Annotated in this window: 24 protein-coding genes and 1 tRNA gene; 11 read left to right on the forward strand and 14 right to left on the reverse strand. The window is 65.3% G+C overall.

Going from position 1 to position 23,969, the window contains the following annotated elements:
- Positions 1 to 160 precede the first annotated feature (160 nt).
- Together IR187_RS09340 and IR187_RS09345 are read right to left on the reverse strand one after the other, a co-directional pair.
- Positions 161 to 358, reverse strand: coding sequence for a zinc-finger domain-containing protein (locus IR187_RS09340; protein ID WP_194954332.1), 198 nt, complete (start codon positions 356 to 358; stop codon positions 161 to 163).
- 138 nt (positions 359 to 496) lie between these two features.
- Positions 497 to 1,051 (reverse strand): DUF4402 domain-containing protein, encoded by a 555-nt coding sequence (locus IR187_RS09345; protein ID WP_324187676.1) that lies wholly within the window; start codon positions 1,049 to 1,051, stop codon positions 497 to 499.
- 113 nt (positions 1,052 to 1,164) lie between these two features.
- On the opposite strand from IR187_RS09345, the gene IR187_RS09350 reads away from it, so the two are divergent.
- The 3 genes from IR187_RS09350 to IR187_RS09360 all read left to right on the forward strand — a co-directional run bounded on the left by IR187_RS09350 (position 1,165) and on the right by IR187_RS09360 (position 4,221).
- The gene (locus IR187_RS09350; protein WP_194954333.1) at positions 1,165 to 2,088 is read left to right on the forward strand and encodes an ABC transporter ATP-binding protein; all 924 of its coding nucleotides are present in this window, start codon (positions 1,165 to 1,167) and stop codon (positions 2,086 to 2,088) included.
- Positions 2,089 to 2,189: 101 nt separating this feature from the next.
- A complete protein-coding gene (gene nadB, locus IR187_RS09355; protein ID WP_194954334.1) occupies positions 2,190 to 3,776 on the forward strand; it encodes an L-aspartate oxidase in 1,587 nt (528 codons plus the stop codon).
- A 61-nt stretch (positions 3,777 to 3,837) separates the two neighbouring features.
- Positions 3,838 to 4,221, forward strand: coding sequence for a GxxExxY protein (locus IR187_RS09360; RefSeq protein ID WP_194954335.1), 384 nt, complete (start codon positions 3,838 to 3,840; stop codon positions 4,219 to 4,221).
- A gap of 53 nt (positions 4,222 to 4,274) precedes the next feature.
- Here the strand turns inward: IR187_RS09360 and IR187_RS09365 are convergent, their stop codons facing one another.
- Together IR187_RS09365 and IR187_RS09370 are read right to left on the reverse strand one after the other, a co-directional pair.
- Positions 4,275 to 4,520: a GlsB/YeaQ/YmgE family stress response membrane protein gene (locus tag IR187_RS09365; RefSeq protein ID WP_194954336.1), complete on the reverse strand. Its 246-nt coding sequence runs from the start codon at positions 4,518 to 4,520 to the stop codon at positions 4,275 to 4,277.
- Entirely contained in the window at positions 4,517 to 5,737 is a 1,221-nt protein-coding gene (locus tag IR187_RS09370; RefSeq protein ID WP_194954337.1) for a M20 metallopeptidase family protein, read from the reverse strand. The genes IR187_RS09365 and IR187_RS09370 overlap by 4 nt, the downstream gene beginning before the upstream one ends.
- 193 nt (positions 5,738 to 5,930) lie before the next feature.
- Between IR187_RS09370 and IR187_RS09375 the strand changes: the two genes are divergently transcribed.
- Entirely contained in the window at positions 5,931 to 7,070 is a 1,140-nt protein-coding gene (locus IR187_RS09375; protein ID WP_194954338.1) for a hypothetical protein, read from the forward strand.
- Positions 7,071 to 7,195: 125 nt separating this feature from the next.
- Here IR187_RS09375 and IR187_RS09380 read toward each other — a convergent pair whose 3' ends face one another.
- Positions 7,196 to 8,377 (reverse strand): acyl-CoA dehydrogenase family protein, encoded by a 1,182-nt coding sequence (locus tag IR187_RS09380; RefSeq protein ID WP_194954339.1) that lies wholly within the window; start codon positions 8,375 to 8,377, stop codon positions 7,196 to 7,198.
- Positions 8,378 to 8,598: 221 nt separating this feature from the next.
- Between IR187_RS09380 and IR187_RS09385 the strand changes: the two genes are divergently transcribed.
- On the forward strand, positions 8,599 to 9,855 hold the full coding sequence (locus IR187_RS09385) for a dipeptidase (RefSeq protein WP_194954340.1): 1,257 nt from the start codon (positions 8,599 to 8,601) through the stop codon (positions 9,853 to 9,855).
- Positions 9,856 to 9,960: 105 nt separating this feature from the next.
- Here IR187_RS09385 and IR187_RS09390 read toward each other — a convergent pair whose 3' ends face one another.
- Both IR187_RS09390 and IR187_RS09395 read right to left on the reverse strand, forming a co-directional pair.
- On the reverse strand, positions 9,961 to 10,365 hold the full coding sequence (locus IR187_RS09390; protein WP_194954341.1) for a DoxX family protein: 405 nt from the start codon (positions 10,363 to 10,365) through the stop codon (positions 9,961 to 9,963).
- Between the two features lie 22 nt (positions 10,366 to 10,387).
- The gene (locus tag IR187_RS09395; protein ID WP_194954342.1) at positions 10,388 to 11,680 is read right to left on the reverse strand and encodes an FAD-dependent oxidoreductase; all 1,293 of its coding nucleotides are present in this window, start codon (positions 11,678 to 11,680) and stop codon (positions 10,388 to 10,390) included.
- A 147-nt stretch (positions 11,681 to 11,827) separates the two neighbouring features.
- Here IR187_RS09395 and IR187_RS09400 point away from each other — a divergent pair.
- Positions 11,828 to 11,901 (forward strand) — tRNA-Gln (locus tag IR187_RS09400).
- A 36-nt stretch (positions 11,902 to 11,937) separates the two neighbouring features.
- Here IR187_RS09400 and IR187_RS09405 read toward each other — a convergent pair.
- Genes IR187_RS09405 through IR187_RS09415 form a run of 3 tightly spaced genes read right to left on the reverse strand, consistent with a single transcriptional unit; the run spans position 11,938 to position 14,901 of the window.
- Positions 11,938 to 12,663, reverse strand: coding sequence for a hypothetical protein (locus tag IR187_RS09405; protein WP_228765688.1), 726 nt, complete (start codon positions 12,661 to 12,663; stop codon positions 11,938 to 11,940).
- A 2-nt stretch (positions 12,664 to 12,665) separates the two neighbouring features.
- Entirely contained in the window at positions 12,666 to 13,877 is a 1,212-nt protein-coding gene (locus tag IR187_RS09410) for a toxic anion resistance protein (RefSeq protein ID WP_194954344.1), read from the reverse strand.
- A 52-nt stretch (positions 13,878 to 13,929) separates the two neighbouring features.
- Complete coding sequence (locus IR187_RS09415) at positions 13,930 to 14,901, reverse strand: bile acid:sodium symporter family protein (protein ID WP_194954345.1); 972 nt, start codon at positions 14,899 to 14,901, stop codon at positions 13,930 to 13,932.
- 299 nt (positions 14,902 to 15,200) lie between these two features.
- On the opposite strand from IR187_RS09415, the gene IR187_RS09420 reads away from it, so the two are divergent.
- Positions 15,201 to 15,851 (forward strand): 5'-methylthioadenosine/S-adenosylhomocysteine nucleosidase family protein, encoded by a 651-nt coding sequence (locus IR187_RS09420; RefSeq protein ID WP_194954346.1) that lies wholly within the window; start codon positions 15,201 to 15,203, stop codon positions 15,849 to 15,851.
- Complete coding sequence (locus tag IR187_RS17100) at positions 15,848 to 16,486, forward strand: D-Ala-D-Ala carboxypeptidase family metallohydrolase (protein WP_194954347.1); 639 nt, start codon at positions 15,848 to 15,850, stop codon at positions 16,484 to 16,486. The genes IR187_RS09420 and IR187_RS17100 overlap by 4 nt, the downstream gene beginning before the upstream one ends.
- Here IR187_RS17100 and IR187_RS09430 read toward each other — a convergent pair.
- The 3 genes from IR187_RS09430 to IR187_RS09440 are packed head-to-tail and all read right to left on the reverse strand — an operon-like array spanning position 16,473 to position 19,487.
- A complete protein-coding gene (locus IR187_RS09430; protein ID WP_194954348.1) occupies positions 16,473 to 17,480 on the reverse strand; it encodes a cytochrome d ubiquinol oxidase subunit II in 1,008 nt (335 codons plus the stop codon). The genes IR187_RS17100 and IR187_RS09430 overlap by 14 nt on opposite strands.
- A complete protein-coding gene (locus tag IR187_RS09435) occupies positions 17,477 to 18,865 on the reverse strand; it encodes a cytochrome ubiquinol oxidase subunit I (protein ID WP_194954349.1) in 1,389 nt (462 codons plus the stop codon). The genes IR187_RS09430 and IR187_RS09435 overlap by 4 nt, the downstream gene beginning before the upstream one ends.
- Complete coding sequence (locus IR187_RS09440) at positions 18,852 to 19,487, reverse strand: GbsR/MarR family transcriptional regulator (protein WP_228765690.1); 636 nt, start codon at positions 19,485 to 19,487, stop codon at positions 18,852 to 18,854. Before IR187_RS09440 ends, IR187_RS09435 begins: the two co-directional genes overlap by 14 nt.
- 187 nt (positions 19,488 to 19,674) lie before the next feature.
- On the opposite strand from IR187_RS09440, the gene typA reads away from it, so the two are divergent.
- Complete coding sequence (gene typA, locus IR187_RS09445) at positions 19,675 to 21,507, forward strand: translational GTPase TypA (protein WP_194954350.1); 1,833 nt, start codon at positions 19,675 to 19,677, stop codon at positions 21,505 to 21,507.
- A 237-nt stretch (positions 21,508 to 21,744) separates the two neighbouring features.
- Positions 21,745 to 22,302, forward strand: a complete 558-nt coding sequence (locus IR187_RS09450; protein WP_194954351.1) for a pseudouridine synthase — start codon at positions 21,745 to 21,747, stop codon at positions 22,300 to 22,302.
- 4 nt (positions 22,303 to 22,306) lie between these two features.
- Here the strand turns inward: IR187_RS09450 and IR187_RS16780 are convergent, their stop codons facing one another.
- Positions 22,307 to 22,531, reverse strand: coding sequence for a type II restriction endonuclease (locus IR187_RS16780; protein WP_228765692.1), 225 nt, complete (start codon positions 22,529 to 22,531; stop codon positions 22,307 to 22,309).
- A gap of 161 nt (positions 22,532 to 22,692) precedes the next feature.
- Between IR187_RS16780 and IR187_RS09460 the strand changes: the two genes are divergently transcribed.
- The gene (locus IR187_RS09460; RefSeq protein ID WP_194954353.1) at positions 22,693 to 23,883 is read left to right on the forward strand and encodes a hypothetical protein; all 1,191 of its coding nucleotides are present in this window, start codon (positions 22,693 to 22,695) and stop codon (positions 23,881 to 23,883) included.
- Positions 23,884 to 23,969 lie beyond the last annotated feature (86 nt).

Consider the following 23,969-nt stretch of genomic DNA (forward strand, 5'->3'; position numbering starts at 1 on the left):
CCGCCGCAGCGACGATGGTCAGGCCGCGTCCCGCGTCCCGACAGTGTCTGGTCCCTCGAATCCCCACAGATTCTGCTCCTGTCTGACACATTTATGCCAGCGGGGCGTGAGCGGTTGATGCACGGGCGTGGTAAAGAGGCTGTTTACGTTCAGCCGACGATCAACCTTTATCGGCGACCCCGCCGATCAGGATGAAACGCCGGTCGCAATAGCCGCAGTCGACAAAACCTTGGTCCGCATCGATTTCCAGCCATACGCGCGGGTGGCCGAGCGCGGCGTCGGCCAGGCCGTCGCCGGTGCCGTCGCACGCGATGCGGGTTTTCGGGGTGCGGATTGTTTCGGGCGCGGGCTGGGTCATCGATCGCGCCCATAGCAAGCGCGCGGGGCGGGAGCAATCGGGTCTGCGCAGCATCTGGAGGCTGGGGTCATGACGGCACCGGCAGGGTTGTTGAACCCTGTGGTCGTCCGGTGCCGTCGTCCCCCCACAGGACAAAAGTCAAAGATAGTTGAGCGTGATCGTGAAGGTGCCGTTGTAGACGCCGGGCGCCTGGTTGGCGCCGACTTCCAGCGTCGCCCCGACCGGGAAATTATAATTGCCCAGCGGGGTAGTGATGCGAAAACGCGTCGGCGTGGTCGACAGGATCGCGGTCGGGGTGCTGCCGATTTCAAAGGTGCGCACGCGCATCTGGGTGCCGGGGCCGGTGATGAAGATCGTGTTCGACCCGAGCGAGATGTTCACCTGTCGGTTGAAGCTGCCAAGACCTGCGAAGCGAGCCGGAGCGCCGTTGCTGCCCGCCAGCGTGACGCCGCCGGTACGGCTGCGCGACCCGTCGGGCGCGATGGTCACTGTCCCCGCGACATTCGACGGAATGATGTCACCGAAATCGAGGTCGTTGACCTTGAAGAAGGAAAGCGGGCGCAGCACGATGGCCTCGCTCTGGCTCTGCGCGGTCTGTTGCGCCTGCGCCGCACCGGCCGGAACCGTCATCAGCGCACAGGCGGCGGCGCAGCGCAGCGCGAACTGCGGCTTATGGGTGTGTCTGGTCCTCACAGCCTTGCCTCTAATCGCGACTTTCCAACATTGGGTTAACGCCGCGCTCGCCAGTCGAATGTTCCTGCGATCAGTCCTTTGCGATGCGCGGGCGCGCGGCTATGGCAACCGCCATGACCGAAGCCGCCATCCGCATCGACGCCGTCTCCAAAATCTATGCCGGCGGCAAGCAGGCGCTCGACAATGTCAGTTTCGACGTCCCACGCGGCCAGATTTTCGGGCTGCTCGGCCCCAATGGCGCGGGCAAGTCGACGCTGATCAATATCCTCGCCGGGCTGGTCAACAAGACCGCCGGGTCGGCCAGCATCTGGGGCTTCGACATCGACGCCGACCCGCGCAACGCCAAATATTCGATCGGCATCGTGCCGCAGGAAATCGTCTTTGATCCCTTTTTTACGCCCTATGAGACGCTGGAGAATCAGGCGGGGCTGTACGGCGTGCCGCGGGCGAAGCGCATTTCGGACGATTTGCTCGCCGCGGTGCATCTGACCGACAAGCGCGACGCCTATGCGCGCACGCTGTCGGGCGGCATGAAGCGCCGCCTGCTGGTGGCCAAGGCGATGGTCCATTCGCCGCCGATCATCGTCCTCGACGAACCGACCGCGGGGGTCGACATCGAACTGCGCCAGCAGCTCTGGGAGTATGTGCAGTCGCTCAACGATCGCGGCGTTACCGTGGTGCTGACGACGCATTACCTCGAAGAGGCCGAGGAGTTGTGCGACCGCATAGCGATCATCAACCACGGCAGACTGATCGCGAACAAGCCGACGCGCGAGCTGGTCGACATGGCGCGCGAAAAGATCGTCGTCGTGACGCTCGATGCCGACGTGACCACGCTGCCCACGCACCCGGCGTTCGAAAAGGTCGAGCGCGAGGGCGAGCGCGGGCTGGCGATCAGCTATAACAAGGACCGGATGAACGCGGGCGAAGTGCTCGCGGCGGTGAATGCAATGGGCCACGGCATCGTCGATGTCTCGACGCGCGAGGCCGATCTGGAAGACGTGTTCCTGAACCTGACGCGCGCGGCGAATGGCTAGCCCCGGCTGTCCGTTCGTGTCGAGCGAAGTCGAGACACGTCGTAGCCGGGCCGGACACATCTCGGCTTCGCTCGATGGAAACGGGCTTAGGGTTTGACGATATGACCGACACCACCCCCCACGACGTCATCATCGTCGGCTCGGGTGCCGCGGGCCTCACTGCCGCGATCGCGCTCGCCGACCATTGCAAGGTGCTCGTGCTCGCCAAGGGCGACCTGACCGGCGGATCGACCGCCTGGGCGCAGGGCGGGATCGCCGCGGTGCTCGACGCGGGCGATACGTTCGAAAATCATATCGACGACACGATGGTCGCGGGCGCCGGACTCAACCGGCGCGAGACGGTCGAGTTCGTCGTCGAAAATGCGCCCGCCTCGATCGAGCGCCTCGTCGAAATGGGCGTCCCGTTCAACAAGGATGCCGAGGCGCTGCACCTGACGCGCGAGGGCGGCCATTCGCACCGCCGCATCGTCCATGTCGACGACGCGACGGGCTGGGCGGTGCAGGCGGCGCTGCTCAAGACAGCCGCGGCGCATCCGAACATCACCCTGCTGCCGGGGCAGGCGTGCGTTGACCTGATCACCGGACGGCACGAGGAACGCTATTCGGGATCGGGCCGCGTGTGGGGCGTCTATGCGCTCGACGAAAAAACCGGAGAGGTTCACGCGCATGTCGGCCGCGCGACGATCCTCGCCAGCGGCGGCGCCGGGCGCGTCTATCAATTCTCGACCGCCCCTAGAGGCGCGACCGGCGACGGCATCGCGATGGCCTGGCGCGCCGGCTGCCGCGTGTCGAACATGGAAATGATGCAGTTCCACCCCACCTGCCTGTTCAACCTCGACGTCAAGAATTTCCTGATCACCGAGGCGGTGCGCGGCGAGGGCGGCATTTTGAAGCATCCCGAAACCGGCCACCGCTACATGCCCGACTATGACCCGCGCGCCGAACTCGCGCCGCGCGATGTCGTGGCGCGCGCCAACGACGACCAGATCAAGCGCTTCGGGCTCGACTATGTCCACCTCGACATCAGCCACCTCGACCCCGATTTTGTCGCGAGGCATTTCCCGAACATCTATGAAAAGCTGCTGACGCTCGGCATCGACATGACCCGGCAGCCGATCCCCGTGGTCCCTGCGCAGCATTATACCTGCGGCGGCATCTTGATCGACCTTGCTGGGCGCACCGACCTGCCGGGGCTGTATGCCGCGGGCGAATGCACCGAAAGCGGGCTGCACGGCGCCAACCGCCTCGCGTCGAACAGCCTGCTCGAATGTTTCGTGTTCGGCGAGGCCGCGGCGAAGGACATCATCGCGCGCTGGGACCAGCTCGAACCGCCCCCCGCGATCCGCCCATGGGACGAAAGCCGGGTCACCGACTCCGACGAAGAGGTGATCATCAAGCAGAACTGGACCGAGATCCGCCGCTTCATGTGGAATTATGTCGGCATCGTCCGCACGACCAAACGGCTGGAGCGCGCCCAGCACCGCATCCGCCTGCTGACCGACGAGGTCGAGGATTATTACGGCCACTTCCGCGTCACCACCGACCTGATCGAGCTGCGCAACCTGCTGCAATGCGCCGATCTGATCGTGCGCAGCGCGCTCCATCGCAAGGAAAGCCGCGGGCTGCATTATACGCTCGATTATCCGGAGATGCTGGCGGAGGCGGTGGATACGGTGCTGGTGCCGTGAGGATGGCGTAAAAGAAACCTCACGCAAAGGCGCGAAGGCGCAAAGAAGGGGATGCGTCGGGGTGGGTATCGAAGAAATCGCCAGCGTCACCGTCGATTGCGGATTTCATCTACACAAGAATTTGGGACCGGGCCTGCTCGAGTCGGTTTATGAAGCCATCATGGCCGATCAGTTGGTGCGGCGCGGGCTGAATGTGCAGCGGCAGGTGCCGATTCCCATTCGTTATGATGGGATTGAGTTGCCGGAGGGATTTCGAGCGGACTTGCTGATTGAGGGCGTGCTGTTGGTCGAACTGAAATCTGTGGAGCGGTTGTCACCGCTCCATGGCAAGCAAGTCCTGACATACCTTCGCCTGCTAGATATGCCATTGGGGTTGCTGATCAACTTTGGCGGCGAAACCTTTAAGGAAGGCGTCAAACGCATCGTCAACAACCATCAAAGCTGACTTTGCGCCTTCTTTCTTTGCGCCTTCGCGCCTTTGCGTGAGATAATTTTTTCTTACCCACCAACCCCCAACAACCGCCCGGCCAAAATCAGCACAATCGCCCCGATCACCGACGCCAGGCACCCCGCACGGTGAAAGTCGCCGCGGCCGCGCGACGTTGCGAGGCCCGCCAGCAGTGAGCCGCCGATGCCGAGCAGGATCGTCGCGATCCACCCCATCTGCACCGCGCCCGGATAAAAGAACCGCGCCAGCGCGCCGATGATCAGGCCCGAGATGATTGCGCCGATGATATTGATCATGCGTTGAACCCTTCGTTCAAAAACCGCTCGGCCAGTGCCGCATGCAGCGCCGCGCCGCGTGCCATCACTTTTTCGTCCAGCACCATGCGGTTCGAGTGCAGCCCGCAGCAGGCGCGCCAGTCGCTGCCCTCCGCGCTCGCGCCCAGCCAGAACATCGCGCCGGGCACTTTTTCGAGCACATAAGAGAAATCCTCGGCGCCCATCACCGGATGATCCATCGTCAGCCACGCCGCCTCGCCGAACGTCGCCTCGACGACCGACTGGCCGAACGCGACCGCGCGGCTGTCGCAGATGGTGACCGGAAAGCCCTCGTCGATCTGCACCTCGGCGGTGCAGCCATGCGCCTCCGCGATTGCGGGGGCGAGGCGTTTCAGCTCGCGCGCCACCATCGCGCGCCGTTCGGGCGACAGCGTGCGGATCGTGCCGAGCAGCTCGGCGGTTTCGGGGATGATATTGTTCGTCGTCCCGGCGCTGATCTTGGCGATGGTCACGACGGCGGGATCGAACACCGACACGCGCCGCGTCACCATCGTCTGGATCGCGGTGACGATGGCGCAGGCAACCGGGATCGGGTCGACCGCATCGTGCGGCATCGACGCATGGCCGCCCGCGCCCTTGACGGTGATCGACAGGACATCGGATGAAGCGAGCAGCGGTCCGGCGCGCGATGCGAAAATCCCGTGCGGCGCATTGGGCATGATGTGGAGCGCGAACGCCGCGTCGGGCAGCGGGTCGATGATCCCGTCGTCCAACATGAAGCGCGCGCCATGATGGCCTTCCTCGCCCGGCTGGAACATGAACATCACCGTGCCGGGCAGCCGGTCGCGCGCCGCGCACAGCAGCTTCGCCGCGCCAACCAGCATCGCGACATGCGTGTCATGCCCGCACGCATGCATCGCGCCGGTGGTTTCGGAGCTGAAGTCGAGCCCCGTATCCTCGACCAGCGGCAACGCATCCATGTCGCCGCGCAGCAGGACGGTGCGCGCGTTGCCCCCATTCCCCGCCAAGCCCCCGCGCAGGATCGCGACCAGCCCCGTCGTCGACGGCCCCTCGCGAAATTCCAGCGGCAGCCCGGCGAGCGCCTGTTTGATCTTCGCAAGCGTCTTGGGGTTTTGCAGCCCGAGTTCAGGCTCGCGGTGGATCGCGCGGCGCAGGTCGACCAGGTCGTCGAGCAGCGTTTCGGCCTCGGCGGGCCAGCTATGTGTTTGGGTGTCCATGCGGCGAATGTGCCGCGAAGCCCAGCCCGTGTCGAGGGGATGATGGCTGCTGTATTAGAAGCCCGCGTTTCGCGGCGGATGCCGCGATCGATCCGATGGTTTGATAACCTTGATTAATTCCGTAGCTCTTGAGAACCTAGATCACCTTAATAACCTTGATGGGGTCGTTTTGATGTGCTACGGCGCATATGTGATGAGCTCGGCAACTGCGTCAAATCAAATCTTGCAGCCCGAAAAACGGCGTCGGGGGGAAGGCAAAGGCAGTAGCTTTTTTGCCATCGGCCGCGATGTTTGGGAGGCGCTCTGGAGCGTCCCTACCACTAACCGCCTCAACCTGGTTCTTACCTATTTTACGTTGCTGGCCGGTACCGGTAGTGACCATCGGCTGACAAAATGGTCTGCTTCAGCGTGTGAGCAATATCTTGGTATCGGTAAGCCGCGCGCAAAGCACGCGATTGACGAACTGATTGGTGGCAGCTTGATCAAGCACACGGAAAATTCTACCCGTTTGTCCCCTCAGTACGAGTTGCCGACGCTGCCGTTGGAAGCTGAGCCAATTTTTCTTCCGGTACAAGCGCTGACGGGGTTGAAGGGGGAGAACCCGATTTTCCGGCGAGTTCGTGAGACCGGCGACGCTATGCTGCTACGCATGCTTGTGGACTTGTATGGCATGGTCGACACTGATGCCACCTTCGGCGTTCCGATCGCCAGTCTCCGCAACGGCAGTCATGCCAACTCTGAAGTCGTTTCGCGCAAAGTTGCGCAGGTCGGCGTCCATGCGGTGTGGGCGTTGGAGGAAGGAACATATCAAAGCGCCGGGGGAGATTGGGCCCTGCGCCACGTATCCGAGAGCCGCAAAGGTGGCGGATATGATTGGACAAAATTCTGGGAGCGGGTCGCTCAGTTAAAACAGATTGGCGCCATCTACTACGAGCCTTGGCTATTCGAAGGCGCCGAGATGGATGCCGAACCGCTGATGCCGCTCGATCCGGCTGGGCTTTATCAGGTTTCAGAGCGGGACGATGGTGGGCGATTGACCAAGCTCGCCTATGATGCGGCATATGCGCTGGTCAGCGAGGAACGTCCCTACGTATTTGAGAACTCTGGCGCAGACTACTTTGTGCCGCTGCCGCTTCACCATCAGCCTCCTGCATTGAGAGGTGTCGCTAGGCTTCGTGTCGAGGCAGATACCCCGGGCCGGCGTCTCGCGTGGAAGCGTCGTCGGACGCTAGTTGAAAATTGGGAGAAGGCGCTCACTCAATTGCAAAGCGATGCGCAGCAAGGGCTGTTCGATCGCCCAATGCAGCTAGCCGCGAAGAGGAGCAGTCGATGATCCAGCTAGCATTTGACGGAGCTGGCTTCGCGGCGGCTTGCACCGGCGTTGCCGCTATTATCGGTTCAACAGCAACCTTGATATGGGCTATTCGACGGGATCCACGCGGGCCGGGAAAGCAAGAATCATCTCGCCTTCCGCCCCCCGAATAATTGCCGCCCCGCAAGGTCGAGCATGATTTCCTCGCTGCCTCCCCCAATGGCGTTGACACGCACCTCGCGGTAGATGCGCTCGACCTTGCTGCCGGTGATATAGCTTGCGCCGCCCAGCACCTGCGCGGCCTCGCGCGCGACGCTCTCCAGCATCCGCGTTGCCTGTACCTTCAGCATCGCGAAGTCGGCGGGGCGGTCCTTGCCGTTTTTCACCTGCCAGGCGCACAGGTCGACCCACGCCTGCGTCGCCTCGATCTGGCGCTCCATGTCGGCGAGCTTGATGCGGATCGACTGGTGGCCGACGAGGGGTTTGCCAAAGGTTTCGCGGTTCTGCGCCCACTCCGCCGCCTCGGCCATCGCGACGCGCGCATAGGCGCAGCAGCCCATCGCCATGCCGAGCCGCTCGCTGTTGAAATTGCGCATGATGCCGATGAAGCCGCCGTTTTCGGGGCCGATCAGGTTTTCTGCCGGGACGCGCACGTCGCTGAAGTGGATGGCGGCGGTATCGCTGCACCGCCAGCCCATCTTGTCGAGCCTTGTGCGTTCGACGCCGGGGCTGTCCATGTCGATCAGCAGCAGCGAGATGCCCGCCGCGCCCGGCCCGCCGGTGCGCACCGCGCAGGTCAGCCAGTCGGCGCGCATCCCCGACGTGATGAACATCTTGCCGCCGTTAACGACGTAGTGATCGCCGTCTCTGACCGCGGTGGTTTTGAGGTTCGCGACATCGCTGCCGCCGCCGGCCTCGGTGATGCCGAGCGCGATGATCTTGTCGCCGCTAAGCACCGGCGGCGCGACGCGCTGTTTCAGCTCCTCGGACCCCAGCGCGAGGATTGGCGGCAGCCCGATCCCATGCGTCATCAGCGACGCGCCCAGTCCGCCTGCGCCGACCGCGGCGAGTTCCTCGGTCAGAACCAGCCCATGGAAATTGTCGAAGCCTTCGCTGTGGCCGCCATATTGTTCGGGATAGCGCAGCCCGAGGATGCCCGCCTCGGCAGCTTTCTTGTGCAATTCGCGCGGCAGCTCGCCCTCGGCCTCCCAGCGGTCGATATGCGGCGCTATCTCGCGCTCGACGAAGCGGCGGACGCTCTGGGCCAGCGCTTCATGGGTCTCGTCATAATAGGGCGAACGCGCGCGCCAGTCGTCGAAAGCTGTCATCGGGCGATGCTGCGCACGGTTGACGTAAACGTCAAGGTCGGTCCTTCGCAGCGAAGCTGCAAGGAGAATGTCTCACACAAAGACACAAAGATGGCGGCTCCCTCGCGCGAGCAAACCGCCATCTTTGTGTCTTTGTGTGAGATCAATATAGCGCGACCTGTCGGCCGCGCAGCTGCGTTGCGGGGTTGCGCCTTCCGTCCAAGCACTTAAGGTCGCGCCCCATGAACAAGCCCATCCTGCTCGCCGGCCTTGCCGCTCTCGCCCTCATCACCACCCCCGCCGCCGCGCAGAAATCGCCCGAGGCCGTTGCCGAAGCCGCGCTCCAGCGCGCGCCGGTGTTCGACGGACATAATGACGTGCCGTGGGAACTGCGCGGGCAGGTCGGCAATGTCATCAACAACTTCGACTTTCGCGACACGACCAAGCCAAAGCCCGACGGAACGGTGATGCACACCGACATCCAGCGCCTGCGCCAGGGGCGCGTTGGGGCGCAATTCTGGTCGGTCTATGTGCCGTCGAACACCAACGAGCAGCTGGCGGTACAGCAGACCATTGAACAGATCGACGTCGCAAAGCGGCTGATCGCGCGCTACCCCGCCGACCTGTCGCTGGCTTACAATTCAACCGAACTCCAAAGCCAGATGAAGGCGGGCAAGATTGCCGGGATGCTGGGGATCGAGGGTGGCCAGTCGATCGGCTCCTCGCTCGCCGTGCTGCGCGAAATGTTCGGCATGGGGGTGCGCTACATGACGCTGACCCATGGCAAGAATGTGCCATGGGCCGACAGCGCGACCGACGCGCCGAAGCATGACGGGCTCACCGATTTCGGGCGCCAGGTCGTGCAGGAAATGAACCGGCTCGGCATGATCGTCGATCTTTCCCACGTCAGCGAAGCGACGATGAAGGATGCGCTGGAGGTTTCGAAGGCACCGGTGATGTTCAGCCATTCGGGGGTGCGCGCGGTCAACGACCATCCGCGCAACGTCCCCGACAGCGTGTTGCCCGCGGTCAAGGCCAATGACGGCGTGATCATGGTGGTATTCTACGCCGCGTTCGTCGATCCCAATTTGCGCGCCCACGGCCTGACGCGGACGGCCGAGCGGGCGCGGCTCGACACGCTGTATCTGGGCAATCCCGATGGCGCGGCGACAGCGCTGAAGGCGTGGGATGCTGCCAACCCGCCGCCGTCGACCCCGCTGGGGCTGGTGGCCGATCATATCGACCATATTAAAAAGACGATCGGCGTCGACCATATCGGGCTGGGCGGCGATTATGACGGGATGGACGCGGTCCCCGTCGGGCTGGAGGATGTCACAGGTTATCCGGCGCTGTTTGCCGAGCTGGCGCGGCGCGGTTACACGCAGGCCGAGCTGGAAAAGATCGCGAGCGGTAACATGCTGCGCGTGCTGAAGGCGAACGAAGCCTATGCGGCCAACCAGAAGGGGCAGTCGCCCGTCGAGACGCCGGTGGTGAAATAAGGAACCTCGTCATTGCGAGGAGCCGAAGGCGACGCGGCAATCCAGAGTAGCGTAAACCCGCTCTGGATTGCTTTCCCCGGCTTTCGCCGGGGTCGCAATGACGGATCAGGTTTTGCGTACCTTAAACGGCCACTCCACCGCCCCGCTCGCCCACAGCGCCCACCAGATGATCGCCGGCTGCAACGCCAGCCGCGGGCCGTGGTACCACCAGCTCAAGGTCTCGCCGCCGATCGCGATATTCGCGAGCGCGTGGTGGACATTGGCGGGCCAGACGCACAGCGCGTAGAGCGCCAGGCCCCAACCCGCCGCCTTGCGCAACCGCGGGATCATCAGGCCGATCGCGCCCAATATCTCGGCCACCCCGGTGACGGCGACGACCAGTTCGGGTTGCGGCACCCACGGCGGGGTGATCGCCAGAAACGGAGCCGGGCGCGCCAGATGCGCCCAGCCGGCATAGCCATAAGCGACCGCCAGCAGCCAGCGCAGCGCCGTGCGGACGCGGTCCTTCAACGCGCTTTGCCGTCTGCGGGCGTCACCGCCCGATCGCCTCCAGCATCGCCTCGACGCTGGTGAATTTCTCGCGCGGGTTGCCGTCGAGCGCCGCTGCGACTTCGGCCGCCTCGATCCGCCGCCAGTCGGCAAAGGTCACCGGCGCCACCCCGCGGCTCGCCAGCAACGCGTCGAGCCCCGGGCGTCCGGCCTTGCCCGCGCCGCGCCCGACATCGTCCAGCACCAGTTCGGCGATCCGCGCGCCGTCGGGCTTGTTGGTGCCGATCGTCCCCGACGGCCCGCGCCGCGCCCACCCGACACAATAAAGCCCGGGCAGGATGCGCCCCTCGTCGCTCGCAAAGCGGCCGCGGCCATGTTCATAGGGCACACCGGGGATCGGCGGCGTCTGGTAACCGATGCAGCTCACCACCAGCCCCGCATCGATCGCATAGGTTTCGCCGGTGCCGTGGCTGCGCAGGTCGTCGTTGAGCCGGGTACGCTCGACGATCACGCGCTGCGCTTTACTTTCACCCTCGATCGCCACCGGCATCGCGAAAAAATCGAAATCGATCGTCACCGGCTTGGCGACGGGGTTGGCCGCAAAGCTGCGCAGATGCGTCACCGACTTGCGCATCCCGGGTTCGAGCAGCGCGTCGTCGCCCTCGGGCGGCAGGTCGGCGGGGTCGACGCGCGGGCTGGCGCGTTCCAGATGCGCCAGCTCGCCCAGCTCCTTCGGCGTCATCGCAATCTGGTGCGGCCCGCGGCGGCCGAGGATATGGATATGCCGCACCGCGCTTGTCGCCAGCTGCGCCCGCGCATGCGCAACGATGTCGCTGCCCGCAAACTCTTGCGGCGTCTTGGCGAGGATCCGCGCGACGTCGAGCGCGACATTGCCGTTGCCGATCACCGCGACCCCCGCCGTATCGAGCGGCGGGTTCAGCGCCGCGAAATCGGGATGGCCGTTGTACCAGCCGACAAAGGCCGCGCTGCCGATGACACCGGGCAGGTCGGCGCCGGGAATATCGAGCGGCCGGTCGTTCGGCGCCCCGGTCGCCAGCACGACCGCGTCGTACAGCGCGGTCAGTTCGTCGATCGTCACGTCGCTGCCGACCGCGACATGGCCGACGAAGCGGACATTGTCGGTCAGGGCGACGCCCTCGTACCGCCGCGACACCGCCTTGATCGACTGATGGTCGGGGGCCACCCCGGTGCGGATCAGGCCATAGGGGACGGGCAGCCGGTCGATGACGTCGATCGCGATGTCGCCCGCCTTTTGCAACGCTTCGGCGGTGTAATAGCCTGCGGGACCCGACCCAACGATCGCGACATGACGCATCAGTCCACTCCTCCCGGCGTCCGCGGCGCGGCACCGATTGTTATGACGCGATGCTAGCGACGAAATGCGGCAGGGCAAGCGGACTCGTTCGCCCCGTCCCGCCGGTCTTGACACGAACGCCACGCAATCATATTGCGCCCGCCTCATTGCCCCGTCGTCTAATGGTAAGACTACGGATTCTGATTCCGTCTATTGAGGTTCGAATCCTCACGGGGCATCCACCTTCCCGGCAAGCGACTTTAACCCCGAAACCGGCGTCAGTACGGGCGGGCGGTGCTGTCTTCGCCGTCGATGCCCTGATATTTCAGCTGCAGATAGCGTTCGCGCGTCGCCAGCTTGTCGAGCTCACCTGCGGCCAGACTGCGCGCGGCGTTGCCGATCTCGGCTTCGAGCATCTTCAGGCCGCCGACCAAAGTCTCGTCGGGGGTGCGTCCGGCATGCGCTTCGCCGCGCAGCCCGGCGGGGATGCGCTGATAGCCCGCAACCAGTTCGGGCAGGTCTTCGCCGACCAGCTTGCGGATGTTCGCCGCCGCGGGTTCTTGCGGATCAAGCGTCTGGAGCTGCGGCGCGAGCAGGTCGAGCTGGACGCCGATGCCGTCAACCAGCTGCCTCGCCGGGGCGGGCAGCATCGGGCGCTGCGCCTCCAGCCAGATTTCGGTGCGCCCCGCGAGCTGCTTCAGGTCGGTCTTCGGCAGATCGGCCTGGCGCGGTTCGGGAAAGGGCGTCCGCCCGAACAGCGCCGCGACCCCGATCAGGAGCACGAACAGCGCCAGCAGCCCCGTGAACCCCAGCGGCTGGATCAGCGCCCCGAACAGCGCGGCGCCCAGCAGCACGACGCCGCCCGCGATCAGTACCCGCCCCAGCTTCTTGAACAGATGCTGGCGGCGCAGCGCGACGCTTTTGGTACCGATCGGGCGGCGGCGTTCGCGCGACCGTTCGATCGCGGCGTTGCCGAGCGCACTGACCTTGTCGACCTCGCTCATCGTCATCCTTCGAGCGACGCGAGCGGGCTCTCGGCGCCGCCGACGCTCGCCTGCGCCTGGCTTGCCCCTTCGGCGCGCGCGATATAGCCCTTCGACTTGGCGACCTCGCCCTCCAGCGTGTTGACGGTGGTCTTCATGCTGTCGAGCGCCTTCAGCTTGAAGGTGTCGATCGCGTCCATCGTGTCATAGATATTCTGGAAGGCGCGTTGCAGCGTTTCCATCGGGATCGTGCTCGACGCCGCCTGTTCGTGGATGCGCGCGGTATTGTCCTTCAGCATCTTCGACGTGCCGTCGATGATGTTGGCGGTGGTGGTGTTGAGCGCGGTGATCTGTTCGAGCACCAGCTTCTGGTTGGTCATCGCCTGCGCGACGGTGATCGCGGTTTTCAGCGCGCCGACGGTGGTGGTGCTGGCGCGATCGACCCCCTTCACCAGTTCGACATTGTTCTTCTTGACCAGGTCGAGCGCGAGATAGCCCTGCACCGTCACTGCCATCTGGGTGAGCAGATCCTGCGTCCGCTGGCGCGCATAGAACAGCGCATTTTCGCGCAGCACCTTGGCTTTCGCGGGGTCGCTGCTGTCGAGTTCCTCGGCCTTCGCTTCGAGTTTGGCGTCGAGCGTCTGGGCGATGTGGACCATCTGTTCCAGCTTGCCCATCGCCTCCCACAATTTCCGCCGCTCGACGTCGATCGCGGCATTGTCCATCAGCAGCTCGTCCTTGCCGTTGGCCAGCGCGGTCAGCACGCCCGAGATATGCGACTGGGCGCTGCGATATTGGGCGAAATAATTGGTGACGCGATTGCCCAATATCTTGTCGAGGAAACCACGCTTGGTCAGCAGCTTGCCGTTCGCCGACGGGTCGAGCCGTTCGACGGTGTTGCGCAGTTCGATCAGGTTCATGCCGATGTCGCTGTCGCGGTCCATCGCCTTGATCGGGCGGTCGAGGAAGCGGTTCGACTGGTTCGCCGCCTCCAGCATTTCCTTGCGGCCCATATTGGTGATCTGGTCGACCTTTTGGCCAAAGGCGGGCGAGTTGACGTCCTGCGCGACCAGATCGTCGATAAAGCCATCGACGCGCTCTTCCAGCTTCGATTTCTGCTCGCCCGACAGCGGCACCAGCCCCGCGGCCTTTTCGGGCGCCACCGCGTGCACCGGGTCGGGCGGGGTCAGCTTCAGCTCGTCGGTTGCGGTTGCCGTCGCGGTCTGCTCGCTCATTCGTCTTCCTTCCAGCCCCGTGCCGCCTGCCTATATGGCATGCGTCTCTGTGTTATTCAAGCACTACACCTGTTGGTTGCCTTGCCAAGGCCGGCGCGATCCATGCCGACAGGATCAGTTGCGCCATATGATAGACGAGGATCGGGACCAGCACCATGCCCGCGGTGGCGGGCGGAAACAGCGTCGCCGCCAGCGGCGCGCCGACCGCGATGCTTTTCTGCGCGCCCGCGAACAGCAGGGTGATGCGGTCCGGGCGTGCGAGCTTGAGCATCGCGCCAAAAGCCCAGGCGCCGCCGAACGACAGCGCCAGCAGGATGGCGACGGCGCCGAACACGATCGCGATCTCGCGGCCAGCAAGCTGGTCCCATATCCCCGCGACCACCGCTGCCGAAAAAGCGACATAGACGGCGACCGCGATCGCGGTCCGGTCCATCGCGGTTGTCAGTCCCTTGTGCTTCAGCACCCATGGCCGCAACCAGCGTTGTGCGAACTGCCCCGCGATGAATGGCAGCAACAGGATCAGGGCGATGCGCAGCGCCGCCGCACCGCTGATCTCTCCGGCGCTGCCCGCCAGCGCCGCGAACAGCAGCGGCGCGGCAATCACGCCAATCAGGTTCAGCAGCGCCGCGGCAACCACGCTGGCGGCAACATTGCCGCCTGCCATCGAACTCGCCGCGGTCGCCGACTGGACGGTCGAGGGCAGGATGCCGAGGAACAGGAAACCGAGCGCCAGCGTCGCGGGCAGCAGCGGTGCAGTCGCAAACTGCGCGCCGAGCCCGAGCAGCGCCATGACACCAAAGCAAAAGGCGAGCGCACTGCCCTGCAATTTCCAGTTGCGGATGCCATGCAGCACCTCGTCGCGGGGCAGACGGACGCCATTGAGGAAAAACAGCAGCACGATCGCCGCGGTCGATACCCCGTGCGCCACGGGCACCGCCGCCCCGCGCACCGGCAGCAGGCTGGCGAGCAGGATCGTCGCCAGCAGGATCGGGACGAAGCGGTCGGGGAAGATGCGGGCGAGCATGGGAGGGCGATGGCGGGGTGATGCCGGTTTGGCAAGCTGATGATCCTCCCTGTGGCGTAGCCATGGGGAGGTGGCAGCGCGAAGCGCTGACGGAGGGGCGATGGCGCAACGTCGCTGCCCCTCCACCATCCGCTTCGCGAACGGTCCCCCTCCCCATGGCTGCGCCACAGGGAGGATCATCAGCAATCGCCCGTCCATTAACACCCGTTCGTCCCGAGCGAAGTCGAGGGACGCGTGGCACCGAGCGAACGTGTCTCGACTTCGCTCGACACGAACGGAGAGGGGATTAGAGGGATGATATGCCCAACCTCCTCATCCTCGCCGCCCTCGCCGAAGAAGCCGACGCCGTCTTCGCCAACACCGGCACGTGCGAAACCGATCCCATCCCCCTCCGCCACCTCCCCACCCACGGCCACAACCTCACCATAGCCACCTGCGGCCTCGGCAAGGTCAACGCCGCGCTTGCCGTCGGCCTGCTCGGCGCCAGTGCCGACATCATCCTGATGACCGGCACCTGCGGCGCGCTCGGCGCCGAGCCCGGCGCCTACTGGATCGCCGAGGCGCTCCAGCACGATTATGGCGCGGCGCATCCCGGCGCGTTTCGCCGCTACCGCGCGGGCGACTGGCCGATGGGCGAGGCCGGGGCGGCGCATTTCACCGCGATGTCCGACCCCGGGCTCGGCCTGCCGCACGCGCGGATCGCCAGCGGCGACAGCTTTATCGCCTGCCCCGACGCCGCGGCGGACCTCAAATCGCTCGGCGCGACGCTGGTCGATATGGAGGTCGGCGCCGTCGCGCAGGCTGCGGCGCGGCTGGGCAAACCCTGGGCGGCGATCAAGTCGGTGACCGACGACGCCAACGGGGACAGCGGCGGTGATTTTCGGGCGAATCTGATCCGTGCCGCGCGGACGGCGGCGCAACAGGTCGAGCGGCTGGCGGAAATGTTGTGAAGCGTTGGCTTGCGGCGCTGCTGTTGGTCGGGCTCGGCGCGGGCGCCGTCCTGCTCCTGCTGCGCTCACAGCCAGCTGTCCTGCCAGCCGCCGAGCGGCGCGACGACGAACTTTTCGTCGCATGGCGCGCGGGCGCCGTCGGCGCCGATGTCGCGGCGATTGAGGCCTATCTGGCGCGCGAGGGTGTCGGCGACGTGCTGCCGCTCGCCGATCTGTTGCGCAGCGATGCGCGCTGGCGCACCTGTCCTGCAGCGCGGCCCTTCGTCGTCCCGCCGCGCAAGCTGTGGCCCGCGATGGTTCCGACGACGCGCTACATCCGTGACGAATTGATCCCCGTCACCGGCCCCGTCCGCGTCGTGTCGGGCTATCGCGATCCCGTCGCCAACGCCTGTTTCAAGGGCGCGAAGGCAAGCCGCCATCTCCGTTTTGCAGCGCTCGACCTGATGCCGGTGCGACCGCTGTCCCGTGCCGAGCTGATCGCCACGCTCTGCCCGCTCCACGAGCGCACCGGTGCCCGCGACAAGGTCGGCCTCGGTATCTACACGGTCACGCGTTTCCACATCGACACGACAGGCTATCGCCGCTGGGGTGCCGACTACCGCAGGGCTTCGTCGCCCTGTTTCACTCGTAACTGAGGTGCGTCGCCTTCCCTCGAAAAATCCAGTGCGCCAGCACCGAATATCCCAGAATTACCGGCAGCACGAACAGTGCCCCGATCAGGATGATGCTCAGCGCCTCGGGGCTGGCCGCCGCCTGCCAGATGTCGAGCCGGTCGGCGATCAGATAGGGGTAGAAACTGTAGGCGATGCCGACAAAGCCCAGCGCGAACAATATGCCCGCAACCGCCAGCGGTACCCAAGACAGCTCGTCCTTCGCGCGCAGTGGGCGGCGCAGGAAGATTGCGAGGCCGACGAACAGGGTTGCCGATGCGATCGGGATCGGCAGCAGCGCGATGATTTCGGGCAGGCGGAACCAGCGGTCGAAGATGCGTTCCGAGAGCAGCGGCGTCGCGATCGAGATGATCGCCATCGCCAGCGCGGTCGCCCACAAGCTGACCTCGGCCCAGCGGACCGCGCGCTTCTGTAAATCGCCCTCGACCTTGTAGATCAGCCAGCAGGCGCCAACGAAGATATAGCCCGCGACCAGCCCCAATGCCGCAAGCAGACAGAACAGCACGGCCGCGAACGACTGGTCGAAACCCAGCACATAGGCGCCGAGCATATAGCCCTGGCACAGCGCGGTGAGCAGCGAGCCGTAGAAAAAGGCATGGTCCCAGCGCGCCTTATGCTCGGGCGGCGCCTTGGCGCGAAACTCGAAACTGACCCCGCGCAGGATCAGCGCCACCAGCATCAGCGCCACCGGCAGGTACAGCTGGGTCAGGATCAGCCCGTGCGCGACCGGAAACGCCACCAGCAGCAGTCCGATGCCCAGCACCAGCCAGGTTTCGTTGGCGTCCCAGAACGGCCCGATCGACGCGACCATCAAATCGCGGTTCTCGTCCTTCTCCAGCCGCGTCAGCATCCCGACGCCCAAGTCATAGCCGTCGAGGATGACATAGAGCAGGATCGACAGCCCCATCAGCCCGGCAAAAATGACCGGCAGCCACCAGGGATCGATGAAGGGGGTCATGCGGGTGCCTCCGATTGCGGTTCGGCCGGGCCTTCGGCGACCCCGGGCAGCGGGAACATCGGTTTGCCCTGCCGCGCCGCCTTGCCCAGCCGTGCGAGGCGATAGAGCACCGCGATATAGGCGGTCAGCAGCGCCGCATAGACGATCAGATACAGCGTTAGCGAGCTGGCGACCATCGCGCTGCCGACCGGCCCGACCGCGTCGGCGGTCCTGAGCACGCCCGTGACCAGCCACGGCTGGCGCCCGATTTCGGTGACATACCAGCCCGCGAGCGTCGCGACCCAGCCGCTGAAGGTCATCGCGACCAGCGCGCGTGCCAGCCAGCGCGGCATCGCATCGACTCCGCGGCGGCGGATCGTCCAGGCAGCGAACCACGACAGCGCCAGCATCGCCACGCCGATCCCGACCATGATCCGGAAGCCCCAGAACAAGGGCGCTACCGGCGGGTGGTTGCCCGCATAATCGTTGAGCCCCGGCACGACCCCCGCCGCCTCGTGCTTCAGGATCAGGCTGGCGCCCGACGGCACCGCCACTTCCAGATGGTTGGCGCGCGCGCCTTCGTCGGGGATTGCGAACAGCACCAGCGGCACATGGCTGCGCGTTTCCCAATTGGCCTCCATCGCCGCGACCTTTTGCGGCTGGTGCTCCAGCGTGTTCAGCCCGTGCAGGTCGCCGACGAAAATCTGCAGGGGGATCAGCAGCGCGGCGGCATAGACGGCGGCTTTCAATGTCCGCCGCACGCCTTCGCCGCCGCCGTCCTTCAGCCAGCGCCACGCCGACATCCCGGCGATCAGGAATGCCACCGTCAATGCCGACGCGATCAGCATATGGGTGAGCCGGTACGGCATAGACGGGTTGAAGACGATCGCCCACCAGTCGGTCGCATGGACCACGCCGTCGCGGATCTCGTATCCGACCGGCGTCTGCATCCAGCTGTTGAGGACGATGATCCAAAAGGCCGACAAGGTCGTGCCCGCGGCGACCAGAAAGGTTGCGAGCGTGTGGACCCAGTTCGGCACCCGGCTGAACCCGAACAACATGATTCCGAGGAACACCGCCTCCAAGAAAAAGGCGGTGAGCACTTCATAAGCGAGCAGCGGCCCCGCGATATTCCCGACCTTCTCCATAAAGCCCGGCCAGTTGGTGCCGAACTGGAAACTCATCGTGATGCCGGAAACCACGCCCATCGCAAAGCTCAGCGCAAACACCTTCACCCACAGGCGGTACGCGTCCATCCACGCTTCATCTTTGGTCCGGTTATATGCCAGCTTGAACCCGAGCAGCGCCCAGCCGAGCGCGATGGTGATCGTCGGGAACAGGATGTGGAAACTGATGTTCGCCGCAAATTGGATGCGCGCGAGGATCAGCGGGTCAAGCGCGTCCATTGTCGTTCTCCGTTGCGGCCGGGGTCTTGCTGCGGCCGAGCATGCGGTCCTTGAACTCGAGTGCTTTTACCACCCGCTCGCCGAGGCGCAAAAGCTGGAGCAGCCGTTCATTGTCGAGCCGCCGCATCTCGGCATACCAGTCGGTGAGCAGCTCGATCTGCTCGTGCATCGCGCCGATGCGCTCCTGCGCAAAACGATCCGACGCGTCGGTCGCGGGTTCCATCAGCAACGTCCGCAACGTCGTCAGCGTCGGGTCGATCTCGCGCTTCTTGCGCTCCTCGACCAGCGTCCGGAAAATCGCCCACACGTCGCGCGGCGTTTCGTAATAGTCGCGGCGGTCGCCGGGGACGTGGCGCAACTGGACCAGATTCCAGCTCGCCAGCTCCTTCAGCCCCATCGACACGCTGCCGCGCGACAGGCTCAGCGCTTCGCTGATCTCTTCAGCGTGGCGCGGCGCGTCGGCCAGGAACAGCATCGCGTAAATTTGTCCGACCGTCCGGTTGATCCCCCAGCGGCTCCCCATCTCGCCGAAATGCAGGACAAACGCCTGCGCAAGCGGGGAGAGCCGGAGCGGCGGGGAGGGCGAAGCCACTGGAGAATCGGGGGCGGGGGACATATCCATGGCCGCTCTATAGGCTGCTATTTCTGAAGTTTCAATAATTATTGAAACTTTGCATGGCCGGGGCCACGCTGCGTGGCACCTTCGACCACTTCGGCAATCATGTTGCGCCGCAGCACCCATTCTGTTAGGGGCGCGGCGTTTCGCGGCGCTCCGGGCGCTGCCCCCTCCCACCAAGGCCCGTTCCCGCATGTCTCTGCGCAATATCGCCATTATCGCCCACGTCGATCATGGAAAAACCACCCTCGTCGACCAGCTGTTCCGCCAGTCGGGTACCTTTCGCGACAACCAGCGTGTCGAGGAAAGGGCGATGGATTCCAATGACCTGGAAAAGGAGCGCGGGATCACCATCCTCGCCAAATGCACCAGTGTCGAATGGGGTGAGGGCGCCGATCAGACGCGGATCAACATCGTCGACACCCCGGGCCACGCCGATTTCGGCGGCGAGGTCGAGCGGATTCTGAGCATGGTCGACGGCGTCATCCTGCTCGTCGATGCCGCCGAAGGCCCGATGCCGCAGACCAAGTTCGTCACCGGCAAGGCGCTCGCGCTGGGCCTGAAACCCATCGTCGTCGTCAACAAGATCGACCGCAGCGACGCGCGCGCCGCCGAAGTGCTCGACGAAGTGTTCGAACTGTTCCTGACCCTCGAAGCCAATGACGAACAGCTCGATTTCCCGATCCTCTACGCCTCGGGCCGCGGCGGCTATGCCTCCGAAAGCCCCGACGCGCGCGAGGGCGACCTGACCCCGCTGTTCGAAACGATCGTCCGCCACGTCCCCGAACCCGGCCTCGACGAAGACGCGCCCTTCACCTTCCTCGCGACGCTGCTCGACCGCGACAATTTTATCGGTCGCATCCTGACCGGCCGCGTCCAGTCGGGCACGGTCAAGGTCAACCAGCCGATCCACGCGCTCGACATGGACGGCAAGGTCATCGAAACCGGCCGCGCGTCGAAGCTGCTGGCGTTCCGCGGGCTCGACCGCGTCCCCGTCGACGAAGCGAAGGCGGGCGACATCGTGGCGATCGCGGGCCTCGCGCAGGCGACCGTCGCGAACACCATCGCCGACACGAGCGTCAGCGAACCGATCGCCGCGCAGCCGATCGACCCGCCGACCTTGTCGATGCGCTTTGCCGTCAACGACAGCCCGATGGCGGGCCGCGAGGGCAGCAAGGTGACGAGCCGCATGATCCGCGACCGCCTGTACCGCGAAGCCGAAACCAATGTCGCGATCCGCATCACCGAAAGCGCCGACAAGGACAGCTTTGAAGTCGCCGGCCGCGGCGAGCTTCAACTCGGCGTGCTGATCGAAACGATGCGCCGCGAAGGCTTCGAACTCGGGATCAGCCGCCCGCGCGTGCTGTATCAAACCGACGAAAGCGGCCAGCGCACCGAACCCTATGAAACCGTCGTCATCGACGTCGATGACGAACATAGCGGCACGGTGGTCGAAAAGATGCAGATCCGCAAAGCCGACCTGACCGACATGCGCCCGTCGGGCGGCGGCAAGACGCGCATCACCTTCAGCGGCCCGAGCCGCGGCCTGATCGGCTATCACGGCGAATTCCTGTCCGACACGCGCGGCACCGGGATCATGAACCGGCTGTTCGAAAAATATGGCCCGTACAAGGGCGTGATCGAGGGCCGCAAGAATGGCGTCCTGATCTCGAACGGCAATGGCGAAGCCGTCGCCTATGCCCTTGGCCCGCTCGAAGAGCGCGGCATCCTGTTCGTCTCCCCCGGCGAGGCGCTGTACGAAGGCATGATCATCGGCGAAAATGCCAAGCCCGAGGATCTCGAGGTCAACCCGATGAAGTCGAAGCAGCTCACGAACTTCCGTTCGACGGGCAAGGACGACGCGATCCGCCTGACCCCGCCGAAGCGCATGACGCTGGAACAGGCGATCGCCTATATCGACGATGACGAGATGGTCGAGGTGACCCCGAAGAACATCCGCATCCGCAAGGCGATCCTCGACCCGCACGAGCGGAAGAAGGCGTCGCGGAAAAAAGAGGCGGCGTAAGATTCAGACCGGCGGCCCGAAACGGCCGCCGGTTTTGTTTTGGTCTGCCCGTTTCCCGTTCGCGCCCCTTCTTCCCGTTCGTGTCGAGCCCCTCGACTGCCTTGGCAGTCGCTCGGGATAAACTTCCGGCTTTGCCGGAAGTCGAGACACGCGAAGGCATGCGCGTTCCAGGCGTGCCTCGACTTCGCTCGACACGAACGGTTACAGATGGATGTCCCGATAGCCGAGGAGGCCCGGTTGCCCCGCCTGATCCTGTTCAACAAACCCTATGGCGTGCTGTCGCAATTCACCGACCGCGGCGGGGCGGACGGGAGCGGCGGCGGGCGCGCGACGCTGTCCGACTATATCGACGTGCCCGGCGTCTATCCCGCCGGGCGGCTCGATCGCGACAGCGAGGGCTTGCTCATCCTGACCGACGACGGCGCGTTGCAGGCGCGGATTTCGTCGCCGAAGCACAAGACGCCCAAAACCTATCTGGCGCAGGTCGAGGGCGAGCCCGACGACGCCGCGCTGGCGGCGCTCGCCCGCGGCGTCACGCTGAACGACGGCCCGACCCGCCCCGCGACCGTCCGCCGCATCGACCCGCCCAAGCTGTGGGACCGCGACCCGCCGGTGCGATACCGCAAGAGCGTGCCCGACAGCTGGATCGAACTCACCATCACCGAAGGCCGCAACCGCCAGGTGCGGCGGATGACGGCGGCGGTGGGGTTCCCGACGCTGCGGCTGGTACGGTGGCGCATCGGGGGGTGGGAGATTGGGGATTTGGGGCTAGGGGAGTGGCGGGAGGTTGGGTGAAGGCTCAAACCTGCCTAGCTTGAACGAGTCGAATAAAGTCCGAAACGTCCATCAGCCACGCCTGTTGATCGGGTTTGTAAGTGGTGTGCAGATTGCGGGGCAGCACCAGTTGAAGCTGCTTGGCCTGCATTTCGGCCGTCTGTTTCACCGAGATGCCGGGCTCCAACGTGAGCAAGTGTTTGACCTGGAGGCGTTGCCGAAGCTCATGGAAGGACAGGCTTTCGGTCATGCTTCGCTCCTCTGTGTCGATTTTTGGCAAAATGCCAGGAAGAGTCCCGGAACACAAGAACAAAATGTAAACAAAACCCTTTCCTACAAATTTTCGGTCTGTCATATGCTGTCCGGTTTGGTCTCCCGGCTTCGCCCGGGACATATGGAGGAGGGCATATCATGCAGAATCGCACCCCGATCGCGAAGGAGGCGCGGCCGCCGCTTCCCGACTTTACGCCGGTGCCGCGCAAGTACCGGCACGACGGGTGGACGCCCGAGCGGCAGCGGGCGTTCATATCGGCGCTCGCCGACACCGGATCGGTCAGCCGCGCGGCGGCGATGGTCAATATGGCGCAGACGAATTGCTATACGCTGCGGCGCGCGCCGGGCGCGGAGAGCTTTCGGCGGGCGTGGGAGGCGGCGCTCGATTTCGGGGTCGCGCGGCTGAAGGATATTGCGTTCGAGCGCGCGATCGACGGCTATCTGGTGCCCGTCTTTGTCGGCGGCAAATTGCTGGGGTATCGGCGGCGGCACAATGACGCGCTGCTGATGTTCTGCCTGCGCCATTATGGGCAGGATGCGAGCGGCAAGCGCACGACGATCAACTATTTTTCGACGCGGGCGAGTGCGGGGGCGGTGGCTTCGGGCGGGGGTGCCGGGGGCGGTGTTGGGGCGCGGGGTGTCTCGACTGCGCTCGACACGAACGGAAAAGGAGGGATCGACACGAACGGATCAAAGGGGGCTGGCACGAACGGAATTGAGAGTGGGGGAGCGGGGGCGGTGGCGGAGGCTTCGACGACGACGGTGCGGACGGTGATCCATGGGGGTGTCTCGACTGCGCTCGGGGCGAGCGGCGACGGGCTTGCGGCGCAGGATGCGGCGGCGGGGTTGCTCGACGGGTTCGACGGGGTGGCGCTCGACGAACAGGCGCGGGCGGAGATCGACGCGGCGCTGCTCGCGCTCGCCGAGCGGCAGCGCGCGATGGATGCGGCGATCGCGGCGGGCGGGCCGGATGCGGTCGCGTGGCAGGCGGACGATCCCGCGGTGCCGCTGGTGCGGCTGGACGAGCATGCCTCGCCCTATCACGGGCCGTTGCAGCTGGGCGAGGATGTGCCCGACGCCGATCCGGTGCAGCGCTTTGGCGGCGAGGCGAGCTGGGCCGCGGCGGGGGGCGAGGTGCCCGCGGTGTATGACGAATGGATCGCGGCGGCGGAGGCCGAGGGGCGGCCGGTGCCGGTGCTGCCGCTGCCGGGGCCGGGGATCGCGGACAACGGGGTGGCGATGGTGCGCAAACGGCCGTCGTGGCGGCGGGCGCGCAAGGCGAAGGCGGCGGGGGAGGGGGATGACGTCGGCCCACCCCGCTGCGACTAGCGAACAGGTTCGCAAGTCTCGCTGCACCCGATCGGGTCGGTGCGGCAGCAAGCTTCCATGGCGGCGGGGTCGGCACCGACAAACCC

The organism is Sphingopyxis solisilvae (assembly GCF_015475875.1).
Classification (GTDB): domain Bacteria; phylum Pseudomonadota; class Alphaproteobacteria; order Sphingomonadales; family Sphingomonadaceae; genus Sphingopyxis; species Sphingopyxis solisilvae.

Coding starts and splice junctions, on each gene's coding strand:
- IR187_RS09340 (WP_194954332.1), bottom strand. CDS start 358: ATGACCCAGCCCGCGCCCGAAACAATCCGCACCCCGAAAACCCGCATC.
- IR187_RS09350 (WP_194954333.1), top strand. CDS start 1,165: ATGACCGAAGCCGCCATCCGCATCGACGCCGTCTCCAAAATCTATGCC.
- nadB (WP_194954334.1), top strand. CDS start 2,190: ATGACCGACACCACCCCCCACGACGTCATCATCGTCGGCTCGGGTGCC.
- IR187_RS09365 (WP_194954336.1), bottom strand. CDS start 4,520: ATGATCAATATCATCGGCGCAATCATCTCGGGCCTGATCATCGGCGCG.
- IR187_RS09370 (WP_194954337.1), bottom strand. CDS start 5,737: ATGGACACCCAAACACATAGCTGGCCCGCCGAGGCCGAAACGCTGCTC.
- IR187_RS09375 (WP_194954338.1), top strand. CDS start 5,931: ATGAGCTCGGCAACTGCGTCAAATCAAATCTTGCAGCCCGAAAAACGG.
- IR187_RS09380 (WP_194954339.1), bottom strand. CDS start 8,377: ATGACAGCTTTCGACGACTGGCGCGCGCGTTCGCCCTATTATGACGAG.
- IR187_RS09385 (WP_194954340.1), top strand. CDS start 8,599: ATGAACAAGCCCATCCTGCTCGCCGGCCTTGCCGCTCTCGCCCTCATC.
- IR187_RS09395 (WP_194954342.1), bottom strand. CDS start 11,680: ATGCGTCATGTCGCGATCGTTGGGTCGGGTCCCGCAGGCTATTACACC.
- IR187_RS09405 (WP_228765688.1), bottom strand. CDS start 12,663: ATGAGCGAGGTCGACAAGGTCAGTGCGCTCGGCAACGCCGCGATCGAA.
- IR187_RS09410 (WP_194954344.1), bottom strand. CDS start 13,877: ATGAGCGAGCAGACCGCGACGGCAACCGCAACCGACGAGCTGAAGCTG.
- IR187_RS09415 (WP_194954345.1), bottom strand. CDS start 14,901: ATGCTCGCCCGCATCTTCCCCGACCGCTTCGTCCCGATCCTGCTGGCG.
- IR187_RS09420 (WP_194954346.1), top strand. CDS start 15,201: ATGCCCAACCTCCTCATCCTCGCCGCCCTCGCCGAAGAAGCCGACGCC.
- IR187_RS09430 (WP_194954348.1), bottom strand. CDS start 17,480: ATGACCCCCTTCATCGATCCCTGGTGGCTGCCGGTCATTTTTGCCGGG.
- IR187_RS09435 (WP_194954349.1), bottom strand. CDS start 18,865: ATGGACGCGCTTGACCCGCTGATCCTCGCGCGCATCCAATTTGCGGCG.
- IR187_RS09440 (WP_228765690.1), bottom strand. CDS start 19,487: ATGGATATGTCCCCCGCCCCCGATTCTCCAGTGGCTTCGCCCTCCCCG.
- typA (WP_194954350.1), top strand. CDS start 19,675: ATGTCTCTGCGCAATATCGCCATTATCGCCCACGTCGATCATGGAAAA.
- IR187_RS16780 (WP_228765692.1), bottom strand. CDS start 22,531: ATGACCGAAAGCCTGTCCTTCCATGAGCTTCGGCAACGCCTCCAGGTC.
- IR187_RS09460 (WP_194954353.1), top strand. CDS start 22,693: ATGCAGAATCGCACCCCGATCGCGAAGGAGGCGCGGCCGCCGCTTCCC.